The organism is Streptomyces sp. NPDC059679 (assembly GCF_042734105.1).
In the GTDB taxonomy this organism is placed as follows: domain Bacteria; phylum Actinomycetota; class Actinomycetes; order Streptomycetales; family Streptomycetaceae; genus Streptomyces.
This window is the reverse complement of sequence record NZ_JBHWES010000025.1, coordinates 140,528-151,369: the sequence shown is the minus strand read 5'-3', so window position 1 is coordinate 151,369 and position 10,842 is coordinate 140,528. Positions and strand designations below refer to the sequence as shown.

Genomic DNA, 10,842 nt, shown 5'->3' with positions numbered 1-10,842 from the left:
GGGCCGAAGTCCGGGGCGGGCTGCGGCGCGGCGGGGGCAGCGCCCGCCGGGGGCGCGAAGCCCGGGGCGGGGGCGGCCTGGCCGGGCGGCGCGAACCCGGGGGCCGCGCCCTGGGCCGGGGCTGGGGCGGGCTCCTCCTCCGCGACCTCGCCGCCGAAGTTCTTCAGCAGCGCGTCGAGGCCGCCGTCGAAGCCCTGGCCGACCGCGGCGAACCGCCATACGTCCTTGAGGTAGAAGTCGCCCAGCATCACGGCGCGCTCGGTGCTGAACTCCGCCCCGGTGAAGGAGTACCGGACCACCTCCTCGCCGCCCGCGACGACCCGGATGTAGCCGGGGCCGACCTGGGACATCTGGCCCGCGCCGTCGATGGTGGCGGTGAAGGCGAGCTTGTGGATATGCGACGGGATGCTGTCGAGGGTGACACGGAACGACTCGGCGTCCCCGGCCTGCGGCCCGAGCTGCTGAATCGCTTCCTCGGGGGACTTGGGCTGGTTGAAGAAGATGAAGTAGCGGTCGTCCGAGAGCCGCTCGTCCGCGTCGAGGCCGAAGCAGCTGATGTCGAAGGTCAGACCGGGCCCGGCGATCTGCACGCCGACGTACAGGTCCCTCCCCGCTGTCAGATCACTGAGCTTGGCCTTGTGGCCGCGTTGGAATTCCCTGGCCATACGTAACGACCGTCCCCCATCCCGATAGCGGAGTTTGCATTGCGCGCCAGGCTAACCGCTGCCGCTGAGAAGGAGCGACGCCGGGGAGCGAGGTGTGGTTCCAGTGACTACTCCGGCGGGGCCGAGGGGAGGTGCGGCAGCCTTCCCGCGGCCACCACGCCTTCCAGGTACCCGCGCGCCCGCTCGGTCCGCGGATACGACTCCAACAGCCGCCAGAAGCGCTCGCCGTGGCCGGGCACCAGCAGATGGGCGAGTTCGTGGACCAGGACATAGTCCACCACGTACTCCGGCATGCCCTGGAGGCGGTGCGAGAGGCGGATGCTGCCCTCGGACGGGGTGCACGACCCCCAGCGGGTGTTCTGGTTGGTGACCCAGCGGACGCTGGCGGGGCGCGCCCGCCCGCCCAGATACTGCTCGGCCAGCCACTCGGCGCGATCCGCGAGCTCCGCGTCGCCGAGCATCCGCTTGCTCTCCTGCGCGGCGAGCTTGTCGAGCATGACCCCCACCCAGCGCTGCTCCTCCGCCTCGGACATACGGGCGGGGATCAGGACGACGGTGCGGTCCCCCTCGCGGTAGGCCGAGACCGTTCTGCGCCGCCGTGTGCTCCGGCGGACCTCGACATCGGCCGCGCCCGGGCCCCGGCTCTGTGGGCCCTGGGCGCCGCGCGAGGTTCTGGCGGCGCTGTGCGATGGGGTCTCCCCGGCGAAGCGGGGGGAACGGTCGGCGGACACCCCTTGACGTTACCCGCTGGCAGCCGGGGAAGTCCCGCCGCGCACCGGGTTGCGGGGCGAACCACTCCACGGTGTTCACCGCTTGTACGACTATCGCCAGGGGCTGTGGATAACTTTCGGCGGCGGTGTGGCGGGGCCGCGCATGCTGGGGGCAGTTCGGCGACGACGAGGGGGATGCGATGACGGAGGCGGCGGCAAGTACGGCACATCCGATGCTCAAGCCCGCGCTGCGGCGCGGCTGGCGGAGCCGGGACACCGTGCAGTTCGGGGTGGCCCGGGCCCATGCGGTGGTGCTGGGGCCGGTGGACACGGCGACGGGCAGCTTTCTGGAGCTGCTGGACGGGACGCGCGGGCTGCCGCTGCTCCGGCAGGAGGCCAGGGCCTTGGGGCTGCCGGAGGGGCGGGCCGACGCGCTGGTGGAGCGGCTGACGGCGGCCGGTCTGCTCGACGATCCGGTGGAGGGCGGCGAGTGGGCGGCCTCGGCTTGGCGCCGCGGTGCCGCGCTCGACCGGCTGCGGCCCGATCTGGCGGCGCTGTCGGTGCTGTGTCCCGCGCCGGGGGCCGCGGCGCGGCTGTTGGCGGCGCGGGGCGCGATGCGGGTGCAGGTGAGGGGCGCGGGCCGGGTCGGGGCGGCCGTGGCGGCGCTGTTGTCGGCCTCAGGGGTCGGACAGGTCGATGTGGTGGACGGCGGCTGTGTCGAGCCTTGGGATGTGACGCCCGGTGGGCTGCCGGCCGAGCGGATCGGGGAGCGGCGGGACGCGGCCGCGCGGGGCCTGGTGCGGCAGGCGGCGCCGGGTCCGCGACCGCGCCGATCGGCGGCGGGGTCGGCGCCGGGGGCGGCGGCCTCCGGTGAGCCGGGGCTGACCCTTGTGGTGATCGCCCCGCGCGACGGGCTCGCGGCATACGCACCGGATCCGGCGGAGGCCGAGGCGCTGTTGGCGTCGGGTACGCCTCATCTGTATGCGGGAGTCCTGGAGGCGACGGGGGTGGTGGGGCCGCTCGTATTGCCGGGGATCACCCCGTGCGCCGGGTGCGCCGCCATGGGGCGCACCGAGCGGGAGCCGGTCTGGCCGAGGATGCTCGCGCAGTGGCGGTCCGGCCGCCGCCGGCCCACCTGGGCCTGCGACACCGCGTTGGCCACAGTGGTCGCGGGGGTCACTGCCGTGCATGCGCTGGGGTTTTTGGACGGGCGGCTGCCGACCAGTGCCGGAGCCCGGCTGGAGGCGGCGCTGCCGACTCTCACCTGGGACACCCGGCGGATCGAGCCGCATGCGGAGTGCGGCTGTGGTGCGGCCGGACGGACTGATGCGGTATATGCCTCGGTTGTCGAACCGCCGCACGCGACAATGTCCGGGTGACCGACGTCCGCCAAGTGGGCGACGGGGGTCCGGGGGGTCACCCCCGGGAATGGCTCAGCTGTAGTTGGAGGGGCGCATGTCAGATCTGCCGCGCAAGGCGATCACCCGTACCGCCAAACTGGCGGCGCTGCCCTTGGGATTCGCCGGGCGCGCCACGTGGGGGCTCGGAAAGCGGATAGGGGGACGACCTGCGGAGATCGTCGCGCGCGAGGTGCAGCAGCGCACGGCCGAGCAGATGTTCAAGGTGCTCGGGGAGCTCAAGGGCGGGGCGATGAAGCTCGGCCAGGCGATGTCGGTCTTCGAGTCGGCGCTGCCGGAGGAGATCGCCCGGCCTTACCGGGCAGCGCTGACCAAGCTCCAGGAGGCGGCGCCGCCCATGCCGACCCGCACGGTCCACACGGCGCTGGAGCAGCGGCTGGGGCCCGAGTGGCGCGAGCTGTTCGCCGAGTTCGACGACAAGCCCGCGGCGGCGGCCTCGATCGGGCAGGTGCACCGGGCGGTGTGGCACGACGGGCGCGCGGTCGCGGTCAAGGTGCAGTATCCCGGGGCAGGCGAGGCACTGCTCTCAGATCTGAACCAATTGAGTCGATTTGCCCGAGTATTGGGGCCGCTGGTGCCGGGCCTGGACATCAAGCCGCTCATCGCCGAGCTGCGCGACCGGGTGTCGGAGGAACTGGACTACGAACTGGAGGCCGAGGCCCAGCGCATCCATGCGGAGGAGTACGCCGACGATCCGGATGTGCTGGTCCCGCAGGTGGTGCACCACGGCGATCAGGTGCTGATCACCGAGTGGATGGAGGGGATACCGCTCTCCGAGGTGATAGCCGACGGCACCCCCGAGCAGCGGGACCGGGCCGGACAGCTGCTCGCGCGCTTTCTGTTCTCGGGCGCCTTCCGCACCGGGCTGCTCCACGCCGACCCGCACCCGGGCAACTTCCGGCTGCTGACCGGTGACGCCCCGGAGGGACCGGCGGAGAAGTGGAAGCTGGGGGTCTTGGACTTCGGTTCGATGGACCGGCTGCCCGAGGGGCTTCCCGAGCCGATAGGCATCGCGCTGCGGATGGCGCTGGAGGGTGACGCCCAGGGGGTATACGAGCTGTTGCGAGGCGAGGGGTTCGTCAAGCCGACCATCGAGCTCGACCCGGACGCGCTGCTGGACTTCCTGCTGCCGATGCTGGAGCCGGCCCAGGTGGACGAGTTCACCTTCGACCGGCAGTGGCTGCGCCGCCAGGCGGCCCGGGTGGCGGATCGCCGCTCGCCGGTCTACGAGCTGGGCAACCAGCTCAATCTGCCGCCCTCCTATCTGCTGATACACCGGGTCTGCCTGAGCACGATAGGGGTGCTGTGCCAGCTGGGCGCGGAGGTGCGGCTGCGCAATGAGCTCGAGGACTGGGTGCCCGGCTTCGCAGAGCGATACGAGGACGAGGCGGAAGAGGCGGCGGAAGCAGACGCTGAAGCTGAAGCCGACGGGACCGAAGAGCCGGACGGAGCGGCCGCCGAGGTCACGGAAACCGTGGAAGTCGTCAAAAAGGCGCCTGAGAAGACGGCCGAGGCTTCTGCCTGACGTGTGAGCGGGCAGCCGAAGGGGCCGGTCCGATCGGACCGGCCCCTGGCGTCCCCCCTGTTATCGCGGCATCCCCCCGCTATCGCGGCTGTCCCCCGGCAGCCGCTTGCTGTTGCCGCTTATTACTGCATGACCGCCATGGCCAGAGCGCGGCGAGCGCGGAGCGAGGCGCGCTCCGCGCGGCGCTGCATCCGCCGGGCGGCGGCCAGCCTGACGGCGCTGCGTTGAGACTCGGCCTCGTGCAGTCGTTCACGCATATGCGCACGGGCCAGGGCTTCTGGGATGAGTTGCATTTCACGGGTCCTGTTCTGGCGCGACTCGGTCGCACCCGAGGTGTTACGGGCTGGGGTGTCGGAGACGGACGGGGTCATCGTCGGGACCTGTTTCATCGGGTCGTGCGTCGCGGGGCGATCGATCGTTCCGGTGGCGTTCATGCCATGACCGGGTTCTTGCGCGGGCGACCACGCGGCCGCTTCCGGGCGACGACGACCCCCTGGACGAAGAGCTCGCCACCCCACACGCCCCAGGGCTCACGGCGGTCCTTGGCCCCGGCGAGGCAGGCCTCCCGCAGCGGACAGGTCTGGCAGAGCGACTTGGCGTACTCGACGTCGGCCGGCGACTCGGCGAAGAAGACCTCCGGGTCGTAGGAGCGGCACGGAACGGCTACACCGAGGTTCTCGATGGCCTCATCCAACTCGGTGAGGGCGGTGAGCGGCGTCAAGGAGTCCTCCGAAGGGTCAGGCGGGGGGATCAGGTCGGTAGCTACGGACGGCGTGTGTGCCTTGAGTTGCACGGTCGTCAGTTCCTCGTCTTTTCGGTCCGGCTGGTGGCCGGACGCTGGCAAATCAAAAGGGCCGCGGATCCCGGTGTGGGTTCCGCGGCCCTGGAAGGTGCCGACCTGATCGTGGATCAGGCTGGATAACTCCAGGGTCCAAGCCCGCGGAGGGCCCACTTCTGGTGGTGCTGCTGCGTCTTCCGGGATCCGGCACCATTGGCCGCAAAGGCATAGGCAATTGCCCGTGCCGTTGCTGCTACCGCAGGTGCCTGGATCGGTCGCTCGCTGAGACGTGCCTCACTGGCGCCGGCGGACACACCGGTGCCAGGCAGCTCGAAGCCGAGCAGGCAGGTGGCGACGACCGAACGATCGGTCATTTTGATGGTGTTCATGAAGCTGATCATTGGGCTCGCCTCCTCTCGGCGTCTCAGGGACCGACTCGAAACCGGTCCGGCTTGTTCAGTACAACACGGATTCCTCGGATCCCGGAAGGGCCCTTGTCTCCGTGCTCGGAAGGCTATGGGTATGCGCTCCGCGCGCGCAAACTATTTTTCCGTCGAGTTTCGCGCGGGTTCTTCGGAACCGCTTCCACTGGTCCCGTCGATCCCCTCCGCCCGGGTGAGTTCCCGCCCGGAGCAGAGCGCGAGGACGTCGGCGCCGAACTTGTCGAGCTTCCGCCTCCCCACTCCAGGGATGCCTGACAGCTCCCCTTCGGTTCCCGGTACGGCCTCGGCAATCGCCAGCAGTGTCTTGTCGGTGAAGACGCAGTAGGCGGGCTGGCCCAGCTGCCCGGCCTGCTCGGCCCGCCAGTCCCGCAGCCGCTCGTACAGCGCCTCGTCCAGCTCCGAGGGGCAGTCCTCACAGCGCCTCAGCTTCATCTCGCCCGCGTCCGTCAGCGTCCTGCCGCACACCCGGCAGTGCACCGGTCCGCGCCGCTTGCGGACCGGGGCGATCGCTCCGCCACTGCCGCGCTCGATGCCGCCGGCCCCGCCCGGCGTGCGGGGGGCGGGGGCCGCTGAGCCGGGACGCAGCCCGTTCAGAAAACGGCTGGGGCGGCGGTTCGCACGGCCTCCGGGAGAGCGCGAGAGGGCCCAGGAGAGGGCCAGATGGCGGCGGGCACGGGTGACCCCCACATAGAGCAGCCGACGCTCCTCCTCCACCTGCGGATCGGTCTTGGCATAGGTGATGGGCACCATGCCCTCGGTGAGCCCGACCAGAAAGACCGCGTCCCACTCCAGGCCCTTGGCGGCGTGCAGTGAGGCAAGCGTCACACCCTCGACGGTCGGGGCGTGCTGGGCCACCGCCCGCTCGTCGAGCTCCGCCACCAGATCGGCCAGGGTGACCTGCCGGCCCGCCGCCAACTGGCTGGCGCAGAACTGCTCGGCGAGCCGCACCAGCGCCGCCAGGGACTCCCAGCGGTCGCGGACCGCGCCCGACCCGGCCGGGGGCTCCGGCGTCCAGCCGCGGGTGCCCAGCACGGCCCGCACCTGGGAGGGGATATCCGCGTCCGTCAGCGCGGGGTCGGCGCTTCCCGCGCGGGCCGCGCCACGCAGCAGCAGCCCCGCCTCGCGCACCTCGGGGCGCTCGAAGAACCGCTCGGCGCCGCGCAGCTGGTAGGGCACCTGGGCGTCGGCCAGCGCCTGCTCATAGACCTCCGACTGCGCGTTGACCCGGTAGAGGATCGCGACCTCGCTCGCCGGGACCCCACCGCCGCCCTGCTCCACGGGGGTGATCAGCTCACGGATCCGGCGGGCCACCCCCTCGGCCTCGGCCGGCTCGTCCGTGTAGGCCGTATAAACCGGGTCGGGCCCCGGCTCACGCTGTGAGACCAGCTCCAGGCGGTGATCGGCCGCCCGGCCCCGGGCCTGCGCCAGCACCCCGTTGGCCAAGTGGACGACCTGAGGGGTGGAGCGGTAGTCGCGGACCAGCTTGACGACCGTCGCACCCGGGTGCCGGGTGCGGAAGTTCAGCAGATGGTCGGGGGTGGCGCCGGTGAAGGAGTAAATGGTCTGGCTGGCGTCGCCGACCACGCACAGGCTCTCCCGGTCGCCGAGCCACAGCTCGAGCAGCCGCTGCTGCAGCGGGCTGACGTCCTGGTACTCATCGACCACGAAGTGCTGGTACTGGCGGCGCACCTGGTCGGCGATGTCATGCCGCTCCTGGAGCACCCCGACCGTCAGCAGCAGCACATCCTCGAAGTCGATCACCCCGCGCTCGCGCTTGAGCTGCTCGTACATGGCGTAGATCCGGGCGATCTCGGCGGCGTCACGCGGGGCCTCCCGACCGGACTTGGCGGCCGCGGCCGGATAGTCCTCGGGCACGGTCTGGGTGACCTTCGACCACTCGATCTCCCCCGTCACGTCCCGCAGCTCATTGCGGTCCAGCCGGACCCGGCAGCGCGCCGCGGCCTCCGCGACCAGCTGCACCTTGCGCTCGAGCAGCCGCGGCACCTCGCCGCCCACCGCCTTGGGCCAGAAATACTGCAGCTGGCGCAGCGCGGCCGAGTGGAAGGTGCGCGCCTGCACCCCGCCCGCACCCAGCTGCCGCAGCCGCCCGCGCATCTCCCCCGCCGCGCGGTTGGTGAAAGTGACGGCGAGCACACTCGCGGGCTGGAAGACGCCCGCCCGCACCCCATAGGCGATCCGGTGGGTGATGGCACGGGTCTTGCCCGTCCCGGCCCCGGCCAGCACACACACCGGGCCGTGCAGGGTCGTGGCCACCTCGCGCTGCTCCGGGTCGAGCCCTTCGAGCACCGCGTCGGCGTCGCGCGGAACCGCCGCGTACTCGGCCGGCGTGGAGACCCGCGGGAAGAGAGGGGAGGGCGTTGCTGCTGTCACCCCGCCATGCTGCCAGGTCCGCTGAGACCGCCGGGACGGTTGTCCACAGCCGTGCCCTTTTGGTCGTCTCATCCGCTTGTCGGATCAATGGGGTCGCGGGAATGCGGCGAGGACCCCGGACGTTCCACCACTGCCAACACGCCGAGCCTCACGGAGAGGCCGAACCTCGAGGAGAGATAAGACCGATGTCCGGCACTGTGACGATGTACAGCACCACCTGGTGCGGCTACTGCCGCCGGCTGAAGGGCCAGATGGACCGCGAGGGAATCGCGTACACCGAGGTCAACATCGAGCAGGACCCGGAGTCGGCAGCCTTCGTCGAGAAGGCGAACGGCGGCAACCAGACCGTGCCGACCGTCCTCTTCCCCGACGGTTCGACCCTCACCAACCCCTCCCTCGCCCAGGTCAAGGCGAAGATCGGGGGCTGAGCCCCCCGCCAGGGACCAGCCCCACCAGCCGCACCCGGGCTCAGGCCCGGGGCAGGGGCTCCCCGTACCAGAGTTCGATCAGACGGGCCGCGATCGAGATCCCCGAGGGCGGAAGCACCTCGCCGGACTTGAACGCGGCCCGCAGCTCGTCCCGCGAGAACCAGCGCGCCTCGTGGATCTCCTCCCCGTCCACCTGGATCCGGGAGGAGGTCGCGCGCGCCATGAAGCCCAGCATCAGGCTGGAGGGGAACGGCCACGGCTGGCTGGCCACATACTCGACCTGGCCGACCGTGACTCCCGCCTCCTCCGCCACCTCGCGGACCACGGCCTGCTCGATCGACTCGCCCGGCTCGACAAAGCCCGCGAGCGTCGAGAAGCGCCCCTCGGGCCAGTGCATCTGGCGGCCCAGCAGCGCCCGGTCCTGATCGTCGGTCACCAGCATGATCACGGCCGGGTCGGTCCGCGGGTAGTGCTCGGCCCCGCAGGCCGGGCAGCGGCGGATGTGTCCCGCTGCCGCGATCACCGTGCGCTCTCCGCAGCGCGAGCAGAAGCGGTGCAGCCGCTGCCAGTTCTCCAGCGCCACCGCGTGCACCAGCAGCCCGGCGTCCCGCGGCGACAGCAGGGCGCCCGCCTCCCGCAGCCCAGCGGGGCGCGCCGACTGGTCCATCCGGCCCGGCAGCGCGTCCTTCTGCAGCGCGAAGTAGCGCACCCCGTCCTCGTCGGTGCCCAGGAAGTAGCGGTGGGTCTCGGTGGGCGGCGCCTCGAAGGACGGGGTCATCACGAGTTCGGTGCGCCCGTCCGGCGCGTCGTCGACCAGCGCCTGACCGCCGGAGACCACGAAGACCCGCGTCGTCGGGTGGCTCCACGCCGCGGCCAGCCACGCCTCGTCCAGGCGGTGGTGGGCGGCACGGTCGATACCGCTCGCGCCGCTGAGCGTGATCGGTTGGGCGGCGGTGCGATCGGTCCAGGTGGTCACGGCTGCTTCCAACTCCCCCTGAGAAACGGGTGCTTTACATACATACGCGACTATACGGGCCGGTTTTCCGCGAATTCGCCCCACAGGTACGCGGCCGTCTCGGCGCCCTTCAGGAGCAGATCGAGCTCGACCTTCTCGTTCGGCGCGTGCCAGCCGTCGGAGGGCACCGAGATGCCCAGGAACAGCACCGGCGCGCCGAGTACGTCCTGCAGATCGGCGGCCGGGCCCGAGCCGCCCTCCCGGGTGAAGCGGATCTTCGTACCGAAGGCCCGTCCCATGGCCCGCGCCAGCGACTGGAGCGCGGGGTGGTCCAGCGGGGTCAGACAGGGGCGGGTCGCGTTCCCGAAGGTGATCTCATGGCGGATTCCGTCCGGGATCCGGGCCGCGACCCACTCCCGCACCGCCAGCTCGACCTTGTCCGCGTCCTGGCCCGCCACCAGCCGGAAGGACAGCTTCAGCTGGGCGTACGACGGCACGATCGTCTTGCCGCCCGGCCCCTGGTATCCCCCGCCGATCCCGTTGACCTCCGCGGTCGGGCGGGCCCAGATCCGCTCCAGGGTGGTGTGGCCCGCCTCGCCGAGCGTGGCGTGCGAATGCGCGGAGCGCAGCCAGGCGCCCTCGTCGAAGGGCAGCTCGGCGAACAGCTCGCGCTCGCGGTCGGTCAGCTCCACGACCCCGTCGTAGAAGCCGGGGATCGCCACCCGGCGGTCCGCGTCGTGCAGGGCGGCGGCCAGCCGGGCGGCCTCGGTGGCCGGGTTCGGGACCGCGCCGCCGAACGAGCCGGAGTGGATGTCCTGGTCAGGACCGTGGAGATCGATCTGACAGTCCGCGAGCCCGCGCATACCGGTGCAGACGGTCGGGGTGTCCTCGGACCACATGCCGGTGTCGGAGACGATCACGGTGTCGCAGGCGAGCCGGTCGGCATGCGCCCTGATCAGCTCGGCGAAGTTCGGCGAACCGGACTCCTCCTCGCCCTCGACGATCAGCTTGAGGTTGACCGCGGGGGCGGTACGGCCGGTCGCCGCGAGGTGGGCCCGTACGCCCAGGGTGTGGAAGAACACCTGCCCCTTGTCGTCGGCCGCACCGCGCGCGTACAGCCTGCCGTCCTTGACCGTCGGCTCGAAGGGCTCGGTGTGCCAGCCGTCCTCGCGGGCGGCGGGCTGGACGTCGTGGTGCCCGTAGACCAGCACGGTCGGGGCGTCGGGGTCGTCGGACGGCCACTCGGCGAAAACGGCCGGCGCCCCGGCCGTCGGCCATGTCTCGACCACCGGAAACCCCGTCGCGGTCAGGCTCGCCGCCAGCCACTCCGCGCTGCGCCGGACGTCGTCGGCGCGGGCGGGGTCGGCCGACACGGACGGGATGCGCAGCCACTCGGCGAGGTCGTCGAGGAACGCGGCGCGGTGACCGTCCACGTAGGCGCGGACGGCGATGTCCGTGTCCGGGGTATTACTCATGCACTTGAGCCTATCCGGCCCGGGAGGGTGCCAGGGCCGGGGTCCGCGCACGGC

The 10,842-nt window shown here is 71.7% G+C and carries 11 protein-coding genes; 3 read left to right on the top strand and 8 right to left on the bottom strand.

Going from position 1 to position 10,842, the window contains the following annotated elements; translation table 11 throughout:
- Nucleotides 1-665 (bottom strand): TerD family protein (locus tag ACFV2X_RS26130; protein ID WP_385620635.1); only part of this gene is annotated, 665 nt, incomplete at its 3' end.
- A 107-nt stretch (nt 666-772) separates the two neighbouring features.
- Nucleotides 773-1,396, bottom strand: coding sequence for a M48 family metallopeptidase (locus ACFV2X_RS26125; RefSeq protein ID WP_089504944.1), 624 nt, complete (start codon nt 1,394-1,396; stop codon nt 773-775).
- Between the two features lie 179 nt (nt 1,397-1,575).
- Between ACFV2X_RS26125 and ACFV2X_RS26120 the strand changes: the two genes are divergently transcribed.
- Together ACFV2X_RS26120 and ACFV2X_RS26115 are read left to right on the top strand one after the other, a co-directional pair.
- Nucleotides 1,576-2,754: a ThiF family adenylyltransferase gene (locus tag ACFV2X_RS26120; protein WP_385620632.1), complete on the top strand. Its 1,179-nt coding sequence runs from the start codon at nt 1,576-1,578 to the stop codon at nt 2,752-2,754.
- A 76-nt stretch (nt 2,755-2,830) separates the two neighbouring features.
- Complete coding sequence (locus ACFV2X_RS26115) at nt 2,831-4,318, top strand: ABC1 kinase family protein (RefSeq protein ID WP_385620629.1); 1,488 nt, start codon at nt 2,831-2,833, stop codon at nt 4,316-4,318.
- Nucleotides 4,319-4,440: 122 nt separating this feature from the next.
- Here the strand turns inward: ACFV2X_RS26115 and ACFV2X_RS26110 are convergent, their stop codons facing one another.
- From ACFV2X_RS26110 to ACFV2X_RS26095, 4 genes are all read right to left on the bottom strand, one after another.
- Nucleotides 4,441-4,752 (bottom strand): hypothetical protein, encoded by a 312-nt coding sequence (locus tag ACFV2X_RS26110; protein ID WP_385620627.1) that lies wholly within the window; start codon nt 4,750-4,752, stop codon nt 4,441-4,443.
- On the bottom strand, nt 4,749-5,111 hold the full coding sequence (locus ACFV2X_RS26105) for a WhiB family transcriptional regulator (protein ID WP_043486847.1): 363 nt from the start codon (nt 5,109-5,111) through the stop codon (nt 4,749-4,751). The genes ACFV2X_RS26110 and ACFV2X_RS26105 overlap by 4 nt, the downstream gene beginning before the upstream one ends.
- Nucleotides 5,112-5,227: 116 nt before the next feature.
- A complete protein-coding gene (locus tag ACFV2X_RS26100) occupies nt 5,228-5,497 on the bottom strand; it encodes a hypothetical protein (RefSeq protein WP_385620625.1) in 270 nt (89 codons plus the stop codon).
- A 141-nt stretch (nt 5,498-5,638) separates the two neighbouring features.
- Complete coding sequence (locus ACFV2X_RS26095; protein WP_385620622.1) at nt 5,639-7,930, bottom strand: ATP-dependent DNA helicase UvrD2; 2,292 nt, start codon at nt 7,928-7,930, stop codon at nt 5,639-5,641.
- Nucleotides 7,931-8,115: 185 nt separating this feature from the next.
- Here ACFV2X_RS26095 and ACFV2X_RS26090 point away from each other — a divergent pair, with 185 nt between their 5' ends.
- Nucleotides 8,116-8,358 carry a mycoredoxin gene (locus tag ACFV2X_RS26090; protein ID WP_385620619.1) on the top strand — a complete coding sequence of 81 codons (243 nt, stop codon included), beginning with the start codon at nt 8,116-8,118 and terminating at the stop codon, nt 8,356-8,358.
- A 40-nt stretch (nt 8,359-8,398) separates the two neighbouring features.
- Here ACFV2X_RS26090 and nudC read toward each other — a convergent pair whose 3' ends face one another.
- Both nudC and ACFV2X_RS26080 read right to left on the bottom strand, forming a co-directional pair.
- Nucleotides 8,399-9,334 (bottom strand): NAD(+) diphosphatase, encoded by a 936-nt coding sequence (gene nudC / locus ACFV2X_RS26085; RefSeq protein ID WP_385620617.1) that lies wholly within the window; start codon nt 9,332-9,334, stop codon nt 8,399-8,401.
- A gap of 50 nt (nt 9,335-9,384) precedes the next feature.
- Entirely contained in the window at nt 9,385-10,788 is a 1,404-nt protein-coding gene (locus tag ACFV2X_RS26080; protein ID WP_385620614.1) for a dipeptidase, read from the bottom strand.
- Between the last annotated feature and the right edge of the window lie 54 nt (nt 10,789-10,842).

Bases quoted from the DNA above. Each gene is read 5' to 3' on its own strand.
- ACFV2X_RS26110 (WP_385620627.1), bottom strand. From the start codon at position 4,752: ATGAACGCCACCGGAACGATCGATCGCCCCGCGACGCACGACCCGATG.
- ACFV2X_RS26120 (WP_385620632.1), top strand. From the start codon at position 1,576: ATGACGGAGGCGGCGGCAAGTACGGCACATCCGATGCTCAAGCCCGCG.
- ACFV2X_RS26100 (WP_385620625.1), bottom strand. From the start codon at position 5,497: ATGATCAGCTTCATGAACACCATCAAAATGACCGATCGTTCGGTCGTC.
- ACFV2X_RS26080 (WP_385620614.1), bottom strand. From the start codon at position 10,788: ATGAGTAATACCCCGGACACGGACATCGCCGTCCGCGCCTACGTGGAC.
- ACFV2X_RS26115 (WP_385620629.1), top strand. From the start codon at position 2,831: ATGTCAGATCTGCCGCGCAAGGCGATCACCCGTACCGCCAAACTGGCG.
- ACFV2X_RS26090 (WP_385620619.1), top strand. From the start codon at position 8,116: ATGTCCGGCACTGTGACGATGTACAGCACCACCTGGTGCGGCTACTGC.